This is a genomic window from Pseudohongiella sp. (assembly GCF_040877505.1).
GTDB lineage: Bacteria > Pseudomonadota > Gammaproteobacteria > Pseudomonadales > Pseudohongiellaceae > Pseudohongiella.
In genome coordinates this window covers 145003-163783 of sequence record NZ_JBBDNQ010000015.1, presented here as the reverse complement: position 1 = coordinate 163783, position 18781 = coordinate 145003, and the positions used below count along the sequence as shown (strand labels likewise).

Annotated in this window: 18 protein-coding genes; 8 read left to right on the top strand and 10 right to left on the bottom strand. The window is 55.3% G+C overall.

From position 1 onward, the window contains the following. Positions 1-134: 134 nt before the first annotated feature. Positions 135-803 (top strand): fused MFS/spermidine synthase, encoded by a 669-nt coding sequence (locus WD071_RS05195; protein WP_368047288.1) that lies wholly within the window; start codon positions 135-137, stop codon positions 801-803. Next, the gene (locus tag WD071_RS05190; RefSeq protein WP_368047287.1) at positions 800-1705 is read left to right on the top strand and encodes a spermidine synthase; all 906 of its coding nucleotides are present in this window, start codon (positions 800-802) and stop codon (positions 1703-1705) included. The genes WD071_RS05195 and WD071_RS05190 overlap by 4 nt, the downstream gene beginning before the upstream one ends. Positions 1706-1743: 38 nt before the next feature. On the opposite strand, the gene WD071_RS05185 is transcribed toward WD071_RS05190, so the two are convergent. The 4 genes from WD071_RS05185 to WD071_RS05170 are packed head-to-tail and all read right to left on the bottom strand — an operon-like array spanning position 1744 to position 3865. After that, the gene (locus tag WD071_RS05185; RefSeq protein ID WP_368047286.1) at positions 1744-2175 is read right to left on the bottom strand and encodes a DUF6691 family protein; all 432 of its coding nucleotides are present in this window, start codon (positions 2173-2175) and stop codon (positions 1744-1746) included. Positions 2176-2186: 11 nt separating this feature from the next. Beyond that, on the bottom strand, positions 2187-2621 hold the full coding sequence (locus WD071_RS05180) for a YeeE/YedE family protein (RefSeq protein WP_368047285.1): 435 nt from the start codon (positions 2619-2621) through the stop codon (positions 2187-2189). Between the two features lie 14 nt (positions 2622-2635). Continuing rightward, entirely contained in the window at positions 2636-3418 is a 783-nt protein-coding gene (fnr, locus tag WD071_RS05175) for a fumarate/nitrate reduction transcriptional regulator Fnr (RefSeq protein ID WP_368047284.1), read from the bottom strand. A gap of 12 nt (positions 3419-3430) precedes the next feature. Next, a complete protein-coding gene (locus WD071_RS05170) occupies positions 3431-3865 on the bottom strand; it encodes a universal stress protein (RefSeq protein ID WP_368047283.1) in 435 nt (144 codons plus the stop codon). 176 nt (positions 3866-4041) lie between these two features. On the opposite strand from WD071_RS05170, the gene WD071_RS05165 reads away from it, so the two are divergent. Further along, entirely contained in the window at positions 4042-4956 is a 915-nt protein-coding gene (locus WD071_RS05165; protein WP_368047282.1) for a universal stress protein, read from the top strand. Here WD071_RS05165 and WD071_RS05160 read toward each other — a convergent pair. From WD071_RS05160 to WD071_RS05135, 6 genes are all read right to left on the bottom strand, one after another. Beyond that, positions 4916-6328: a phospholipase D-like domain-containing protein gene (locus tag WD071_RS05160; RefSeq protein WP_368047281.1), complete on the bottom strand. Its 1413-nt coding sequence runs from the start codon at positions 6326-6328 to the stop codon at positions 4916-4918. The genes WD071_RS05165 and WD071_RS05160 overlap by 41 nt on opposite strands. Positions 6329-6342: 14 nt before the next feature. Beyond that, positions 6343-7095 (bottom strand): endonuclease/exonuclease/phosphatase family protein, encoded by a 753-nt coding sequence (locus WD071_RS05155; protein WP_368047280.1) that lies wholly within the window; start codon positions 7093-7095, stop codon positions 6343-6345. An 11-nt stretch (positions 7096-7106) separates the two neighbouring features. Continuing rightward, positions 7107-8018 (bottom strand): universal stress protein, encoded by a 912-nt coding sequence (locus tag WD071_RS05150; protein WP_368047279.1) that lies wholly within the window; start codon positions 8016-8018, stop codon positions 7107-7109. Positions 8019-8181: 163 nt separating this feature from the next. Further along, complete coding sequence (gene speE, locus WD071_RS05145; protein WP_368047278.1) at positions 8182-9048, bottom strand: polyamine aminopropyltransferase; 867 nt, start codon at positions 9046-9048, stop codon at positions 8182-8184. 53 nt (positions 9049-9101) lie between these two features. Next, positions 9102-9590 carry an adenosylmethionine decarboxylase gene (gene speD / locus WD071_RS05140; RefSeq protein WP_368047277.1) on the bottom strand — a complete coding sequence of 163 codons (489 nt, stop codon included), beginning with the start codon at positions 9588-9590 and terminating at the stop codon, positions 9102-9104. Between the two features lie 446 nt (positions 9591-10036). Continuing rightward, positions 10037-11185, bottom strand: a complete 1149-nt coding sequence (locus WD071_RS05135; RefSeq protein WP_368047276.1) for an acyl-CoA dehydrogenase family protein — start codon at positions 11183-11185, stop codon at positions 10037-10039. A 161-nt stretch (positions 11186-11346) separates the two neighbouring features. Here WD071_RS05135 and WD071_RS05130 point away from each other — a divergent pair, with 161 nt between their 5' ends. The 5 genes from WD071_RS05130 to WD071_RS05110 all read left to right on the top strand — a co-directional run bounded on the left by WD071_RS05130 (position 11347) and on the right by WD071_RS05110 (position 18769). Next, the gene (locus tag WD071_RS05130) at positions 11347-12561 is read left to right on the top strand and encodes a 3-oxoadipyl-CoA thiolase (protein WP_368047275.1); all 1215 of its coding nucleotides are present in this window, start codon (positions 11347-11349) and stop codon (positions 12559-12561) included. 104 nt (positions 12562-12665) lie between these two features. Beyond that, a complete protein-coding gene (locus WD071_RS05125) occupies positions 12666-14771 on the top strand; it encodes a 3-hydroxyacyl-CoA dehydrogenase NAD-binding domain-containing protein (protein WP_368047274.1) in 2106 nt (701 codons plus the stop codon). A gap of 27 nt (positions 14772-14798) precedes the next feature. Continuing rightward, the gene (locus WD071_RS05120) at positions 14799-15848 is read left to right on the top strand and encodes an alcohol dehydrogenase (RefSeq protein ID WP_368047273.1); all 1050 of its coding nucleotides are present in this window, start codon (positions 14799-14801) and stop codon (positions 15846-15848) included. Between the two features lie 43 nt (positions 15849-15891). Then, on the top strand, positions 15892-17433 hold the full coding sequence (locus tag WD071_RS05115) for a diguanylate cyclase (protein WP_368047272.1): 1542 nt from the start codon (positions 15892-15894) through the stop codon (positions 17431-17433). A gap of 70 nt (positions 17434-17503) precedes the next feature. Beyond that, a complete protein-coding gene (locus WD071_RS05110) occupies positions 17504-18769 on the top strand; it encodes a serine hydrolase domain-containing protein (RefSeq protein WP_368047271.1) in 1266 nt (421 codons plus the stop codon). Positions 18770-18781: the final 12 nt, after the last annotated feature.

The window sequence follows — 18781 nt, the reverse complement described above, 5'->3', positions numbered from 1 at the left end:
TTCGGGGGCTGATCGGACTGACTCCGCTGTGGTACCCTCGACATCCATTTGTCTTTAATTTTTTTGTGCCTGCCACAGGAATGCCCCGGATGTCAGCAGTTTCGGATTTACCGCAGTCAACGCCAGAACCCTCTGTGGCGCCTATTAAACACACGCCGGTGACGCGCCTGGTCATCCTGTGTGTTGCGTTTATCAACGGCTTTGCCATCATGTCTATCGAATTGCTGGGGGGACGGGTACTGGCACCCTATTTCGGCAGCAGCGTGCATGTCTGGGGCAGCATTATTGCCGTTTTCATGTTGTCGCTGTCTCTGGGCTATCTGTGGGGTGGGCGTTTGTCATTGCGCCGCCCGGGGCCCCGGGTATTTGCATCGTTTTTTGTGCTGGCGGCGGCGCTCTGTCTGCCCATCATCTTCTTTGCAGATGCTGTGATGAGCAGTATTTTTGTGGCAGTAGAGGATCCGCGTTACGGCTCACTGCTGACGGCGATGCTGCTCTACTTCTTGCCGATCTGCGCCATGGGCATGGTGTCGCCGTACTCCGTGCGTCTGCTGGTGTCGTCTCAGGAACACAGTGGTGGTGTCGCGGGCATGCTGTATTTTGTATCGACCCTGGGCAGCGCGCTGGGTACGCTGGGGACGTCGTTCTATTTTGTTCTGTGGTTCAACATCAACACCGTGATGTGGGGCTGCGTCGCCGCTTTGCTGCTGTGCGCCAGCGCCGTGATGTGGACCTGTCGCAGTCCGTCGCGGACCACGGCTGATGCCGGAAATACCGCTACCACTCCGGAGGTTGCCAGGTGAAAACGTCGATCTGCATTTCAGCTTCAGTGGTTTTTATAATACTGATACTGGCCATGACAATGACGCAGACTCATGCCCAGCGTGAGATTATTCATGAAGAACGGTCACAGTATCGCGATGTGGTGGTGACCGAGTTCAATAACCAGCGTTGCATGTTGTTCAACGTGCATCGCGGTGACATGAACCAGACCTGCATGGATTTGCGCGACCCCAAAAGACTGGTATTCAGCTACACCAAAATGAGTTTTGCCGGCCTGCTGCTGAACCCCGATCCTGAGCGAGTGCTGGTGGCCGGTCTGGGTGGCGGTACCATTCCCATGGCAATGAGGGATCTGTTTCCGGATGCGTATATTGATGTGCTTGAAGTCGATCAGGCGGTGTTGAACGTGGCAGAAGATTTTTTTGGTTTTCGTGAAGACGATGCCATGCAGGCGCATGTGGTTGATGCCCGCGTGTTCATCAAACGTGCCGGTTTGCGGGGCGAACAGTACGACTACATTGTGCTGGATGCCTTTTCCGGCGAGTACATTCCTGAACACCTGCTGAGCAAGGAATTTCTGGAAGAAGTCAGGGCGATACTCACGCCTGACGGGGTTGTGGTTGCCAATACGTTTTCATCCAGCCGCCTTTATGATTATGAGTCCGTGACCTACCAGGCAGTGTTTGGCGAATTCTACAATTTTAAACTGCCCGGTAGCGGCAACCGGCTAATTCTGGCGACCAGGAGTGAATTGCCGTCGCCCGGCGAATTGAGATCACCGGCGCGCGAGCTGTACGACGCGCTTGAACCTTATGGTGTCAACTTGATGGAGTATCCGCCCCGGCTGACCACACGCCCGGACTGGGACACGTCGACGCGGGTGCTGACAGATCAATATTCGCCGGCCAATTTGCTGAACTGAGGGTTTTCCCTCAGCGGGCAGTGGTTCAACGTCTGGCTCTAACTGCCGGCCTGTCTGCGGCTCTCGATCAATTCGAACAGACCCATGCCCGCGAGCATGGCGGCAACAAACACCGCTGCTTTTGCCTCGCCCGCGCCCAGCGCGACCAGTGCCGGTCCTGGGCAGAATCCGGCCAGTCCCCAGCCCACGCCAAAACCGAGACTGCCCAGTATCAGTCGGCGGTCCAGTTTTGTTTTGCCGGGCAGGCGCAGGGGTTCCCCGAGCCATGACTGGCTGCGTCCTTTAATCAGGCTGAAGGCGATCAGGCCGACCGCAATAGCGCCCAACATGACCAGGGCAAGCGACGGATCCCAGGCGCCTGCCAGATCAAGAAAAGACAGCACCTTGTCCGGGTTTGCCATGCCCGAGACAAGCAGCCCCACACCAAAGATCAGTCCGGCCAGAAACGCGGTTATAAAGTGAGTTTTCACGGTATCAGTCCTTAAAGCGCGAGCGCATGACGAACGATAAACACCGTGAGGAAGCCGGTGCCCATAAACGCCAGTGTTGCCACAATCGAGCGCGGCGATAACCTCGATATGCCGCATACACCATGACCGCTGGTACAGCCGGCGCCGTAGCGGGTACTGATGCCGACAATAAGGCCTGCAACCACCAGCAAAGGGTAACTCGCATCAATCCGGATGGCTGGCAATTGAGCAAGCATCAACCAGATCAGTGGTGCCAGTAGCATGCCCGCGACAAACAGAACGCGCCAAAGACTGTCGCCGCGTTGTGGTTTTAACAGACCGCCAACGATACCGGAAATCCCGGCGATACGTCCGTTCAACAGAATGAACAATGCTGCGGCCAGACCTATTAACACGCCACCCGCCAACGCCGTCCAGGGCGTGAACGATACCCAGTCTATTGCCATGCGTGATGACTCCCCTAGTGGTCGTGTTCGCCGAGGATGGCCTTCAGGCTGGTCATATCTGATATTGCAATTTCCCGGTTATTCACTGAGATAATTGCCTTTTTTTGCAGCCCTGAAAAGCCCCGGCTGACCGTTTCCAGTGTCAGTCCCAGATACTCTCCGATATCGCCACGAGTCATTTGTAACAGGAATCTGTCGGGGGAGCGCTGGCAACGAGCGAAACGCGTTGACAGGCTGAGCAGAAACGATGCCAGTCGTTGCTCTGCCGTGTAGCTGCTGAGCAAGGTGTGGATGTGCTGGTCCTTGACGATTTCGTTGCCCATGATGGCAAAAAAGCGGCTTTGCAGGTTGGGCAGTTGATGGCTCAGTTTTTCAAGTTGGGAGAATGGTATTTCGCAAATGGATGAATGTTCCAGGGCCATGGTGGATACCCCGTGTACCTTGCTGCCAATCCCGTCCATACCCAGAATTTCACCGGGCATGCAAAAACCTGTGACACGGCTTTTGCCGTCGCTGGTCAGGACGTAAGACTTGAAGCTGCCGCTGCGCACGGCATACACGGACCGAAACTCATCGCGCTGGCGATACAGATGCTCACCTTTGCCAAGTGGGCGATTGCGTTCAATAATACTGTCAAGCTGATCGATTTCCGACTTGTTCAGCGCAATTGGTAGACACAGGTCGCTGAGCCGGCAATTGCTGCAACTTACGGCTGGATTGTGCGGGCAGGCGCGCGCGCTTATGGCGTTGGCACCGGGACTGACAGTATTGCCGCGCTGGTCAACAGTTTGATACATTCTGGTCTCCCTTCATTTGCCGACACGAACAGTCATGATGTCGCAGCTGGCGCCGTGCAGTACCTTGTTGGCGGTAGAGCCCAGTAACAGTTTCCAGCCCGATGTGCCATGGCTGCCGATAACAATCAGATCGGCACCGATTTCTTCGGCCTTGCTGCGAATCTCGGTAGCGGCAGCGCCGGCCAGGACCAGTTGGTGTTCTGCCGGGATACCGTGCTTTTCCGCAATACCGGCAAGCCGCTGGCTGGCAATGGCCATTGCCTCTTCCTGCAATTTGGTCATGTTGATGGCATAGGCGTCGATGGGATAGGCCGCTGCAACGGGCTCTACGACATGTGTGAGGTAGATCTTGCCAGCATCACCCCCCGCCAGCTCCAGCGCCCGCTCTATGATGCCGGCGGACTCGTTGGATAAATCGACGGCGACTAATACGCTTTGATAGCTCATGATCTTTTGCTCCGTCGTGCTTAGTGTGGATTGCGGGCGATACACGCCTGCTTCCGAGTTTAACCGAGAGCCCGCAAAATGAGAAGGACACAGCCGCGTCCCGATTGATTACTTTTGGGTATTGGCATACTCTGAAAACCTACCCAGTGACATCTCAGGCGGAGGCCGTCATGTTCATGCTCAGAAAAATTATGGTTGTGATTGACCAGGGGCAAGATGATCAACCGGCGCTCGACAAAGCCATCCGCCTGGCGCGGGTCAGCGGCGCCAGTCTGGAACTGGTAATCTGTGACCACAATACCTATCTGGAAGACGGTTTTTATTTTGATCCGCCGCAGGCCCGTTTGCTCCGGCAGGAGCACGTCGAGCGGAATCGGTTATTGCTGGAAGATATGGCCCTGGTGATCAGGCAGCAGGGTTTTACTGTTGAGGTAGACGCTCTCTGGGGCAATCCGGGTTATCAGAAAGTGATAGAGAAGGTGCTGTCTGACAAACCTGATCTGTTGATACAAAGTACCCGGCATCATGAAAAAATTGCGCGCCTGTTGCTTTCACATCAGGACTGGCAGCTGTTGCGGTACTGCCCATGTCCCCTGCTTCTGGTCAAGGACCAGGCCTGGCCCGAGCATCCGCTGCTGGTGGCTGCCGTCGATCCCGTGCACAGCAACGATAAACCTGCTGATCTGGATCATCAATTAACCGGCGTCGCGCATGCGCTTGCGAAACTCACCCACGGTGATGTGAAGCTGTTCCACTCGTGTTATCAGGCACCGGTGTCGGGCGTTTACCCGCTGGTGGTGGACAAGGCTCTGTACCGGGAGAAGACGGCTGACTTGCTGGCAGCCTTCGCAATTGCGGACGATGCGCTTTTCATCAGCGACGAAGACGTGAGGCATTCACTGCCTGTTTTTCTGCAACAACAGGGCGCCAGTGTTCTGGTAATGGGTGCAGTATCGCGCGCCGCGATAGATCGGTTTTTTGTCGGCAGTACAGCGGAGAAACTATTGGACCGTGTTGATCAGGACGTTCTTGTGGTCAAACCCGCGGGTTTTACAGATAAGGTGAAAAAAGCCAGGCCAGAGAATCTCTGAGACGTGACGGCAGGCTTCGGTTGCGAAGCTCCTCAATCCTGATGCGGCTGGCGGCAGCTGCCTTTGCCGTATAGTACCTGGAGACACGGGCGTTGACCTCATCTGAAAATAGTTCAACCCCCAGCTCGTAGTTGAGCCGCAGACTTCGCGGATCCATATTGGCGGACCCGATGAGGGTATAACAGTCGTCCACGATCAACAATTTACTGTGTACAAACGGAGCGGGTTGATAGCGAATATCCAGCCCGGCTTCCAGTAGCTGCCGCAAGGTATTCTGCATGGCCCAGTGTGCTGCCATAATGTTGTTGTGACCCGGAAGCAGAATCTGAACCTGCACACCGCGCAAATGCGCAGCTATCAGGGTCCCGATAATATCGAATGTCGGCAGGAAGTAGGGTGTCATTATCAACACGCGGGATCTGGCTGCAGAAATAACGCCCAGCAACAGGTTGTTGAGCTTGTCGAGATGCTTGTTCGGGCCATCCAGGATCAGGCGAGACCAGGTCTGGGCATCAGCAGTATTGGTATTGCTGCCTACAAAAGGTTCTGTTGGTCTGGATTTTGTACAATAATACCAGTCTTGCCAGAAAGCCCATTCCAGATCGTCAACTATTTTTCCCTGCAGGCGGAAGTGCATATCCAGCACCCGGTCCGGGTTTTCCAGGCGCTCTGCCAGATGGCGGTCGCCGATGTTCTGGCCCCCGGTAAAGGCACACCGGCCATCGACAATCAGCAGTTTGCGGTGACTGCGCAGATTGATATTGAGCGACGGCGGTATGAGTGTCAGCGGGTTGAAGCGCACAAACTCGATGTTGCGGTCTTTGAGTGCACCGCCAATACGCGGCCAACTCATCATTTCACCCAGGCCGTCAACGATAACCTTGACCTTGACGCCGCGCCGAACGGCCGCGGCCAGTGCGTCGGCAATTTTTATTCCGCTGTTGTTGTGGTCGAATATGTAGGAGGCAAGCAGCACTCTGTGCTGTGCCGAGTCAATGGCCTGTAACATGGCAGGGTAAAGCTGCTCGCCATTTTCCAGCATGTCAAATTGCGTGCAGGCGCTCAGCCCTTTTTGGGTCAGAGACTCCCCGACTGTGGACAGAGGCCGAAAAGTCGTGCCGGCCGGGTCCGGGATGGTGGTCAGCGCATCCCGGTTAAGTGTACTGGAGTAGTCTTTTTGGGCCCGGCTGCGTACCCGGTTGATGCCAAACAGGTAGTACAGAATCGGGCCGGCCAGGGGCAGAATGATACACAGCGCAATCCAGCCGAATGCAGCTTTCGGATCGCGTTTGTTAAGCAGTGCATGTCCCGCTGTAAACAGGCCGATAGCCAGCAACACAATCGGAAGTAACCAGATCAATGACTCTCGCATCGTGGTGTCTGCTCCTATGGTTGCGGGTCTCTCAGGCTGACATCCGTCATCATGGCACAATGGTCAGAAAATTCCCGCCAGTGATTGCCCGAAAGTGTATCACAGGCATGAATGTCAAAGCCGCGCAGGTAGATTCTGTCCATGGGCAGCACGGGCATGAATGCCGGAAAGGTTTTTGCGCAGTGACCTTTGGTAAATTCATGTGCTTCGGTGACGCCCAGGCCGGCCCGCAGCGCACGGTGTGTTTTAAGCCGCCAGTCATTAAAATCACCGGCGATGATCAGTGGGGCATCGGCAGGTATGCTTCGGTTTACGTGATCTATCAGCCTGGCTGTCTGCAGATGTCTTTCTTTTGCCAACAGCCCCAAGTGGATGCAGATCAAGTGAATATTGTTGGCAACCACACCATGCAGGAAACCACGTTGTGAGAAATTCACAAACGAGGCATCGATATTGTCCCAGCTTAAAAAAGGGTTCGCGCTGAGTATGGCGTTGCCATGGTGGCCATGTTGATAGATGGCATTTTTGCCGTAGGCATGGTGCGTCCACACAGTGTCGGCCAGGTACTCCAGCTGGGTTTCGGCTGGCCAGTGACGCAGTGATTTTTGATGTTTCTGGTTGTCCCCCACCACTTCCTGCAAAAACACCAGGTCGGCCCGACTGTTGCGGAGCTGTTCCCGGATATGCGATAGCACCAGGCGGCGGGGTCCCATTGCAAAGCCTTTGTGGATATTTAGCGTCAGGATTCTAAAATGCGTTCCGGACATGATCTGGAGTGCTACCTGTTGTGTTTCATGATGAGGACGTCACAGGGTGTGTCGTAGAGGATTTTTTCCGCTGTGCTGCCGATAATGGCGCTTTCTACTGCGTTCCGGGACAGCGCTCCCAGGACCAGAATATTTGCACGATCTTTGCGAATGGTCTGCAGCAGGGTCTTGATCAGGTCGCCACGTGTCATGGTCACCTGATCTTCAGATACACCGTGTTCACTGACCAGTGTCTTGATCTTGTCCCAGTGAATTGCGCGAACCTCTCTGACATATGCCTCGGCATCAACCACTTTGGGAAACATGGAACTCAGATCGGGAAAATAGCAGTGAAATACTCTGGCGCTGAGTTGAAGCGAGCGTGCCAGCCTGACCGTGGTGTCGAGCAGCAGATGATCGAGCTGATTCTGCTGCGCCTTGCTGTGAAGGGGATCTACGGCAGAGAGAACAGCGCCATCTTCAAACCAGGGGCGGGCTTTTACCAGCAACAGGGGGGACGGGCAATTCCTGACGAGTTTCCAGTCAGTGTTGGTAATCAGAATATGCGACAGTGCGGATTTTTTCTGTACGCTTTTAAGCGTCATGTCGGGCTGGAATTCACGGATTTTTTCCAGGATTACCGCTGCATCATTTTTCTCAGCGGAGAAAAAGGTCTCCGTATCAATGCCCTGAGTTTCAAATCGTGTTTTGAGTGCGGCCAGCCTGTTTTGGTAGTGCTCGAGGAAACTCTGTTTCTGGGCCCGGAAGAAACGCGATGCCAGCCCCGGATTAACATCATTGTTCTGTGGCAAAACGTTGGCCTTGTTCATGATCAGCAATACCTGTGCCTTTCCGTAGAATGCCAGCAGTATTGCTCTTTCGATGACAAAATCACTGTCATTATCCGGGTCAACAATGACCAGTAATTTTTTCAGGTTTTCCACAGTGCTGCTTGCTCCGCGAGGGATCACTACGTCGGCAATTCACAATAGCCAGTTCACAATAGCCAGTTCATAATAGCCAGTTCATAATAGCCAGTTCATAACAGGCAGTTCATCTTGGGTACACAATGGCGTGCTTGTCAAGTCAGCCTGGGGAATGAAGCACTCAGGCGTGTTTTAACGGAGCCAGTTTGTCCAGCACATACTGCGGCAGAGCGAAAGCGGCATGATGCAGCGCGGGGGTGTAATAGCGGCTATGTATGCCGCTGGCTTGCCAGCGTTGTTGCAGGGTGGGCAGGTCAGTGTGACGTTTAGATGAATCGTCACTGGCCCATGCAAAGGTCATGATGCCGCCGACATAGGTCGGCACGGCAGCGCCATAAAAATGCCAATCCTTAAACAGCCGATTTAACCGTGCTGCCGTGTTGGTCACTTCGTCAGCCTGCATGAATACCACGCCATTCTGAGTGACCAGAATGCCGCCCGGGTTGAGGCAGCGCTGGCAGCCGGCATAAAAATCTTTGGTGAACAGAATTTCGCCTGGGCCTTGCGGATCAGTGGAGTCGGAGATAATGACGTCAAAACGCTGCTCTGTGGTCTGTACAAATTCGAATCCGTCGCCGATGACAATATTGGCGCGTGGATCGTCATAGGCACCATTGCTGTGAGCGGGCAGGTATTCACGTGCCATGTCGATAACTGCCTGGTCGATTTCGACCTGGGTGACATGGTCTACCGATTGATGCCGACACACTTCGCGCAGAATGCCACCGTCACCACCACCGATGATCAGCACGCGAGCTGCATTGCCATGTGCCATTAACGGCACATGAGTCAACATTTCATGATAAATGAATTCGTCACGCTCGGTGGTCTGGACAATGCCGTCCAGCGCCATGACACGGCCGAACTGCTGGTTGTTGAAGATCATCAGGTGCTGGTGTTCGGTTTTGTGCTCGAACAGTATTTCGTCGACAGCGAAGGACTGGCCGTAACCCGAGTATAGTGTTTCTGTCCAATGACGAGCTGGCATCAGGCGTCTCCTGGGCTACGACGGCGGGGCTGCGAGGGAGGTGTTGACCGGTTTTACTCTTCGGTCGCGGACTGGGTCAGGCCTCGAAGTTGTTCGCCAACCGTTACCCGCGTCGGGCGGAACGCTTCCTTAAGGATAGGTACGGCTTTTTCAGGCTGGGCGTCGCCGCACATGAAAATATCAAACGCTGCGTACCCGCGCTCTGGCCAGGTGTGCACACTGATGTGTGACTCGGCCAGGACAGCAACGCCGGAGATGCCGCCGTTGGGCGTGAAATGATGCATGTGAATGTGCAGCAGGGTGGCACCGCATTGTTCGACACAGGCGCGGAACGCTGTTTCCATGGTGTCGAGGTCAGTCAGATTCTCGGCGCCCCAGAAGTCTATCAGCAAATGTGTGCCGGCAAATTCCAGTCCATTACGATGTATAAAGTGATCTTTCGCCTCGTCCGCCGGCGCGCCGGTGAAAGTAGGCCATTCACTCTCATTTGCGCTGGTGTCGGTTGGTTTGGGAGTCTCTTTAATGGAGGAGATTGTGCTCATAATCCGGGCCCCAAAAAAAGATGGCGGTGAACTTATAAACCTGCGTTTTGCTGCAACTAGACAGTATTCGTCGGGCTATAAGCCTCCACACCATGCGTGGTTAATTTAACGAAGAATTCCAGGTTGCCTTGCCATTTAAAAATACGCGAAGCAACAGAGGGAACGCAGTTTATGGATTTCTGGCTGAAATACAAGAGAATTTTGCGTATTTTGCCGTTTTTGCGCTGATTTTGCTCGTAATGGGGACGGAGGATATATCGTTGATTTTTAGCTACCGCCCTTCGGTTGATGGGTGCTGGCTTTCGCAGACGCCCGTAAACCCATCCCTGGGGGGCTCGGATGCGACCATCCCAGGGTCGCATACGCTGCTCAAGCCAGCACCCATCACCCGAAGGGCTCGGGCAAGCCTGCAAGAATACACACTCCGTCCCTATTAACCTCCTGTGTCAGGAAGCGTCCTTGATCATGTTGCGGGCGATGATGATCTGCTGGATCTGGCTGGTGCCTTCGTACAGGCGGAACAGGCGTACATCGCGGTAGAAACGCTCCACGGCGTACTCGGAGACATAACCCGCGCCACCGTGGATCTGCACGGCGCGGTCGGCGACGCGGCCAACCATTTCGGTGGCGAACAGCTTGCAGGCGGCTGACTCGGTACTGACATTCTTGCCGTCATCGCGCAGGCGGGCAGCGTCCAGTACCATGCATTTGGCAGCATAGCTCTCGGTTTTGGAATCTGCCAGCATGGCCTGGATCAGCTGGTGTTCGGCGATGGGTTTGCCGAACTGTTTGCGCTCCATGGCATAGTGCAATGCGTCATCAATCAGGCGTTCAGCGATGCCGACGCTGAAGCCGGCGATGTGCAGGCGACCGCGGTCCAGCACTTTCATGGCAGTAATAAAGCCCTGGCCTTCTTCGCCAATCAGATTGGCAGCAGGCACCCGGCAATCTTCAAAAATAACGTCACAGGTCAGCGATCCGGCCTGGCCCATTTTCTTGTCGATGGCGCCCAGGCTAAGCCCCGGCGTGCCTTTTTCCACAATGAACGCAGAAATGCCGCGCGCCCCTTTGATGTCGGGGTTGGTGCGGGCCATGACATTGAAGGTATCGGCAACCGGGCCGTTGGTGATGTAGCGCTTGGTGCCGTTAATAATGTAATGATCGCCATCGCGCACGGCGGTGGTCTTTAATGCCCCGGCATCGGAGCCCACGTCCGGCTCGGTCAGGCAAAAGCATCCGACCCATTCGCCACTGGCGTACTTGGGCAGGAATTTTTGCTTCTGCTCTTCGGTGCCGTCAAACACCACGGCAGCTGAACCAATACCGTTGTTGGTGCCCAGAATGGAGCGGAAAGCCGGTGATGTGCGACCCAGCGCCATCGCAACATGGATCTCTTCTTCCATGGTCAGGCCCAGGCCGCCGTATTCCTCTGGAATGGTCATCCCGAACAGACCCAGTTCTTTCATTTCCTGAATTAGTTCGTCAGGAACCTTATAATCCTCTGCTACCTGATGCTCTGCGGGAACCAACCGCTCGCGTACAAAACGATCAACAATATCAATAAGTTGATTAAGCGTTTCCTGGTCTCGTATCATGCCTAGCCCCTGCCGTAAACGTTGCCAATAATTCTATAGAACGAAAGCTCGTCATAATAACGCGATTGCCTGCCCCGAGTCGAATTCCACGGTATGTTTGCTTGTGCTACCATTGCGGCCCTGCTTATTTTGTATGATATGGGGAACAAGAGAACAGTCCTATGAGTCAATTACACGATGCCTTTATTTACGATGGTGGCCGCACCGCATTTGGCCGCCACGGTGGTGCCCTGTCGCCGCTGCGTCCCGATGACCTGCTCGCACATGTAATAAGAACCGTGGTGGGGCGAAATGTCTTCAACCCGGAAGCCTATGAGGATGTGATCATGGGCAATACCAATCAGGCGGGCGAGGACTGTCGCAATGTGGGCCGGTTTGCTGCGTTGCTGGCAGGCATGCCGACATCGGTTGGTGGCTTGACCGTCAACCGTTTGTGCGGCTCCGGGCTGGCGGCGGTGCTGGATGCCAGTCGCGGGGTCAAGACCGGTGAAGGTGCTCTGTTCCTGGCCGGTGGAGTCGAGTCCATGAGCCGGGCCCCGCTGATTCTGTCGAAAGCGCAGTCAGCCTTTGATCGTGGCCAGCAGATTGCTGATAGTACGCTGGGTGCCCGATTCACCAACCCGCTGATATCAAAGGGTTTTGGTGACGACACCATGCCGCAGACGGCTGACAATATTGCCAAGGACCTAGGCATCAGCCGGGAAGACAGTGATATCTTTGCTGCTGCGTCACAGGCCAAATATGAAGCCGCGCGGGCCGCTGACTTCTTCAAGGACGAGATCATCCCGGTGGAAGTGCCGCAGGGTCGCAAGAAGCCGCCACGCATTGTCGATGCTGACGAGCATCCTCGCGCCGACTCCACGGTGGACGTACTGGGCGGTTTGCGTCCCCTGTTCGAAGGCGGTGTGGTTACTGCGGGCAACGCGTCCGGCATTAACGATGGTGCCGCGGCGCTGATCATCGGCAACGCTGCCATGGGCGAAAAATATGGTGTCAGGCCGCGCGCCCGCATCATCGCGGGAGCCATTGCCGGCGTTGATCCGCGGGTCATGGGTCTGGGGCCGGTGTTTGCCGCGCGCAAGGCGCTGGACCGTGCGGGCCTGAAATTGTCCGATATGGACATTATCGAAATCAATGAGGCGTTTGCTACCCAGGTGCTGGGTTGCCTGAAAATGCTGGAAGTTGATTTCAATGATCCACGTGTCAACCCAAATGGCGGTGCTATCGCCGTGGGCCATCCGCTGGGCGCCTCGGGTGCACGAATCGCGCTGACGACTTTGCGCCAGCTGGAGAGAACCGGCGGTCGTTACGCCATGGTGAGTTTGTGCATCGGGATCGGCCAGGGCGTGGCTGCAGTCATAGAGCGCCTCGACTGAACCGCTGTTAATTCATTCCGGAATTATCGTTTGTAAAATAATTTATCAACAAGCAGCTGGTTTCGGAAAATAAATATTGTCAAATTAATGTAAAGGATCAATCCATGTCCAATGTCGTCAATTACGAAGTAGTCGAAAATATCGGAGTTATCAAGGTCAATAGCCCGCCCGTTAACGCGCTGTCGCAGGCTGTTCGCGAAGGCATTCTGAAGGCAGTTGAAAATGCCCAGAAAGACGACACCGATGCGCTGGTGTTGATGTGCGAAGGACGTACGTTTATCGCCGGTGCCGATATCACTGAGTTTGGCAAACCGCCAAAAGACCCCTCGCTGCCTGATGTGCTGACGGCCCTGGAGAATTCATCAAAACTCGTCATCGCAGCCATTCACGGCACCGCGCTGGGTGGCGGTTTCGAAACGGCATTGTGCTGTCACTACCGATGCGCAGTGCCGTCGGCCAAGGTCGGTCTGCCGGAAGTAAAGCTGGGTATTCTGCCGGGTGCCGGTGGTACCCAGCGCGTGCCGCGTATTGCTGGTGTCAAAGCGGCACTGGACATGATCACCAAGGGCGACCCGATTGCCGCCGCCAAAGCCTGTGACATGGGGCTGGTTGATGAAGTGCTGGCCGGAGACGACCTGCAGACAGCTGCCGTGGCTTATGCCAAAGACCTGGTAGAGTCGGGTGCGCCGCTGAAACGCGTGCGTGACATCACCATTGACCCCTCCAGTGTTGAACCCGGTTTCTTTGACGGTTACCGCAAGGCTCTGGCCAAGCGCGCGCGCGGTCAGATCGCGCAGGATCGCATCGTGTCCTGCGTCGAGGCGGCGGTTAACAAGACCATGGACGAAGGCCTGGCGGTAGAGCGGGAGTTGTTCACTGAACTGGTCACCTCACCGCAGTCGCGTGCCATGCGCCATGCCTTCTTCGCTGAGCGCGAAGCGAGCAAGATCAAGGGGCTGCCGAAAGATACGGCAGTACGTGACATCAAAAAGGTTGCCATCATTGGCGGCGGCACCATGGGCGGGGGCATTGCCATGTGCTTCGCCAATGTTGGTATCCCGGTGATCATGGTAGAGATCAATGACGAAGCGCTGGAACGTGGCCTGGGCATCATCCGCAAGAACTACAGCATTACCGTGCAGAAAGGCCGTATGTCTGAGCAGGACATGGACAAGCGCATGGCACTGATCAGTGGCACGACCAATTATGCCGATCTGGGTGATGTCGATCTGGCCATTGAAGCGGTATTCGAAAGTCCGGATATTAAAAAGGAAGTCTTTGCCAAGCTGGATGCTGCCTGCAAACCCGGTGCAATCCTGGCCACCAATACCTCCTATCAGGACGTGAACCTGATTGCCGAAGCGACCAAGCGCCCGCAGGATGTTGTCGGCATGCACTTCTTCAGTCCGGCCAACGTGATGAAACTGTTGGAGGTCGTCCGCGCAGACAAAACAGCAGACGATGTACTGGCGACTGTGATGCAGATCGGCAAAAAAATTGGCAAAGTGTGCGCATTGTCGCGCGTGTGCTACGGCTTTATTGGCAACCGTATGTTGCAGGGTTATGGCCGCCAGGCGCATATGTTGTTGCTTGATGGTGCGACTCCGGAGCAGGTCGACTCGGCTGCAGAAGAATTCGGCATGGCCATGGGCCCGCTGGCTGTGGGCGACCTGGCTGGTCTGGATATTGGCTACAAAGCCCGTCAGGCTCGTACGGATGTGGTCCACGACCCTAAAACCCATTGCATTGCTACCGCACTGGTGGAAATGGGTCGCATGGGTCAAAAGTCAGGTGCCGGGTATTACAAATATGATGCAGCAACCCGTGCGCGTCAGAACGATCCGGAAGTTGAGGCGTTGATTCGTGAGAAAGCCAAAGAGCTGGGTATTACGCAGCGTGAAATTGGCAAGCAGGAAATTGTTGATCGTTTGTTCTTCCCCCTGATCAATGAAGGCGCCCTGATTCTGGATGAGGGCATTGCTCAGCGTCCCGGTGACATCGATGTGGTTTATCTTTATGGCTATGGTTTCCCGGCCGCCAAAGGCGGCCCGATGTTCTATGCCGATGAGGTGGGTCTGAAAAACGTGGTTGCTCGCATCAATGAGTTTGCCCGCACCCTGGGAGAGGATTACTGGCAACCGGCACCGCTGCTGGTCAAACTGGCCAGCGAAGATAAAACCTTTGCCGATTGGGCCAAAGAGAACTCATAAAAGAGATCAAGCACAAGAGGAAGAGGCATGATTGCTTATCAGACTGCGGCGCCCGGCGCGCCGCTTGAGCGTACAGAAACGGCAACACCCACACCGGCAGGCACGGAAGTGCTGGTGAAAATGCTTGCCTGTGGCGTGTGTCACTCGGATATCCACCTGCATGATGGTGAATTCAATCTGGGCAATGACAAAAAACTTGAGGTCGGGCGTCCCGGCCTGGTGCTGGGACATGAGATCTTTGGCGAAGTTGTTGCTGTGGGTCCTGAGGCCAAGGACGTCAATGTCGGTGACCGGCGCGTCGTTTATCCATGGATAGGCTGCGGGGAGTGCGCCTCTTGCCGTCGTGGCGAAGAGCACCTGTGCACACCCGGCCGCGGTCTGGGGACGGTAGCGCAGGGCGGATTCGCCGACCATGTCGTGGTTCCGCATCCGCGTTATCTGTTTGACAAAGGCAGCGTGGATGACGCATTGGCGTCGACTTATGCCTGCTCAGGCCTGACTGCCTACAGCGCGTTGAAGAAGGTCGGTGAATTGACCGACGGTGATGAAGTGGTGCTCATCGGCGCTGGTGGTGTCGGCATGATGGCATTGCAGGTTGCCCTGGCCCAGGGTATCAAACCCATCGTGGTTGATATTGACGACGGCAAACTGGAAGCAGCGAAGGCCCTGGGCGCAAAGGCCGTGTTCAATTCTTCAGACAAATCCACCATCAAGGAAATCAAGAAGCTGACGGGCGGCGGCGCATTCGCGGCGATCGATTTCGTTGGCGCAGAGGCATCTGTCAACTACGGCATGGGCTGTCTGCGCAAAGGCGGCAAGATCATCATCGTGGGTCTGTACGGTGGCGCGCTGAACATACCTCTTCCCTTCATTCCCATGAGTGCCCGTACCATTCAGGGCACCTACGTTGGCAGTCTGCAGGAGATGGGCGAGTTGATGGAACTGGTACGCGCTGGCAAGATCGCGCCGATCAGGATCGAAGAGCGCCCCCTGGAGCAGGTAACGCAGGCCTTGTCTGATCTCAAGGCGGGCAAGGTTCAGGGACGGGTAGTATTGCGTAGCCAGATCGCTTTGTAAGCATTACCATGGTTGCTGCTGTGTAACAGCAACCATGGTCTGTTTGGGAGCAATCAATCTGATCTTAGCTAACGGTTTAAGTCTGATTTACGCTTTGCGGAATATGTTGCTGGTCGGTGTCGTGTACTATGCTGGCGCATGGCTGGGCGCCAGCTTTACGGTGACGGCATCGGGCATCGCCGTCCTGTGGCCCGCCAATGCTGTACTGCTTACGGCATTTCTTCTGCTGCCGATCAGGCAATGGCCGTTTCTTGCATTATCTGCCCTGAGCGCAGAAATTCTTGTCAGTTACTCAATATTTCCCCTGCCCGCAGCGGCAGCCTTTGGTTTGATCAATCTTGCCGAATCAGCGCTGGTAGCCTGGTTGATCCTGCGTGTGCACAATCGCCCCTTTGCGTTTGACCAGGTTCGTAGCGCGTTGCACTTCGTGATCGCTGGCCCTTTGCTGGCGTCATGTCTGGCCGGCCTGGCCGGCGCTGGCATTTATATCTGGCTGGGGCGCGATGATTCCAGCTATCTGTCACTCTGGCGGTTGTGGTGGTTCGGCGATGCGCTGGGTTTGTTGTTGCTGACACCGCTATTTGTCAGTTTTGTACGCTTCGCACAAAAAGTACCGCCGCAGATTAATTGGCGACAGCTGATTGAGTATGGTGTCTTGTTGCTGGCGCTTGTTGTGATGGCCCCCTGGGCTTTCGCCCCTGGCGGTTTTGAGGAGGCGCTGGAGTTTCATCTGACACCGGTCATGTTGCTGCCCTTCGGCATCTGGTCGGCGATCCGGTTTGGTGTTAACGGCACCGTTATCGTAGTGATGGTGACCGCCGTGGTGGCGGTGCAGCAATTGATGATGGGCAACTACGTTTACGGTTCCGACAGTGCGGAGCATGCGGTATGGCTGACCCAGGAGTACCTTGCCGTGTTTGCCCTCGTGTCAGTGGGGCTGGCAATTCTGCTGGAAGAAATGCGACAGCAAAGTCGAACGCTGGAATACCGGGTTCGGCAGCGAACCGATCAACTGGCGCAAACCAATGACGCGTTGCTGGAGGCGAATGAACGTTTGCAGCGATTGGTCGCTACCGATTTTCTGACCGATATCGGCAATCGACGGTTTTTCACGGATACTGCCCATAAGACTTTGCAACGATTGCGATCTGACGACACGCCTGCCTCCCTGATCATGTTTGACCTTGATAACTTCAAGCAGATCAATGACGTCTACGGTCATGAGGCGGGTGACAGGGTGTTGCAGAACCTGGTAGGACCGGTCAAAGATGTTATTCGTCCCGGCGATCTGTTTTGTCGTTTCGGTGGTGAGGAATTCATCATTCTGCTGCCAGAGGCAGATCTGGAGGCTGCACGTCAGATCGCCGAGCGAATTCGAACTACCCTGGAAGCACTGCAACCGGGCATTGATGGTAAGCCGGTCATGGTGACCTCCAGCTTCGGCGTGGCGCAGTGGGATGGCCTAGCCACCCTGGACGCGCTGATATCCAAGGCTGACCACGCCCTGTATCGCGCCAAGAACGCAGGGCGTAACCGCGTGTGCGTGTCCCCGGCAGATCCGGCCGTTGCCGCGAACAAATTGTAAGCACGACCAAGCTGCAAGCGCGACTGGTGTATACTGCTGATTCAATTATAAGAAAAAGAGGCTCTTTACCATGTTGATACGTCGATTGGTTCTCCCGACACTGTTGCTGTTTTCCAGTCATACCCTTGCCGATACCCCTGCTTCCGGGCTGCCCATGGCTGAGCCTGAAAGTGTAGGCATGTCATCGGAGCGTTTGCAGCGCATTGATGATTTCATGCAACGCCATATCGACAGCGAGCTGGTAGCCGGCACAGTGACGCTGGTGGCACGTCAGGGCAAAGTCGTGCATTTTAATGCGCAGGGCATGAAGGATGTGGAGCGCGGTCAGGAAATGACCACGGACACCATTTTCCGCATGGCATCGATGACCAAACCCATTGTTTCAGTTGCCCTGATGATCTTGTATGAAGAGGGCTGGTTTCAGCTGGACGATCCCATTTCCGACTGGCTGCCCGAATTCAGCGACATGATGCTGGAAATCGAAAATGAAGATGGCAGCACCCGGCTTGAGCCAACACCCACACCGATCAGTTTTACCCATATCCTGACCCATACTGCCGGGCTGATGAACAGCTATCGTGGTGATGTACCGCGTTATTCACAAATATCTGCCGTGCGCGGCGACGAAGACCTTGCCAGCTGGACGACGCGACTGGCAACCCTGCCGCTGCGCTATGAACCAGGCACGCGCTGGGAGTATTCTGCCGCGACCAGCGTTGTCGGTCGTCTGGTTGAGGTGATTTCCGGTATGGATCTGGACACATTTTTGCGTGAGCGAATCTTCGGGCCGCTGCAGATGCACGACACACATTTCTATTTGCCGCCAGACAAGGTAAACCGTTTTGCGACCTTGTATGGTCCGGATACAGACAATGACAACCGCATCATGCTGACTGAAGTTGGGGATGCTAACAGTCGCTATGTGGCCGAACCACGTACCTTCTTTTCCGGTGCCGGTGGCCTGGTGTCGACGGCGCATGATTACATCCGTTTTCAACAGATGATGCTCAACGGCGGCGAGCTTGATGGAGTGCGTTTGCTGGGACCTAAAACCGTGGAACTGATGTTTGCCAATCATACCGGTGATCTGCCTTTGTGGCTGAGTGGCCCGGGTATGGGGTTTGGTCTGGGTTATTCGGTTGTGCTGGATCGCGCGGTGGCACACACCTCGGATTCGGAAGGGTCGGTGTCATGGGGCGGGGCGTTCGGTACGCTGTTCTGGATTGATCCGGCGGAAGAGCTGGTGGCGATAATCCTGACGCAGGTGAGGCCTTATACGCATATCAGTATTCGTGAGGGTTTTCACAATGTTGTCAATCAGGCCATCATTGAATAAGTGCCTGCTGGT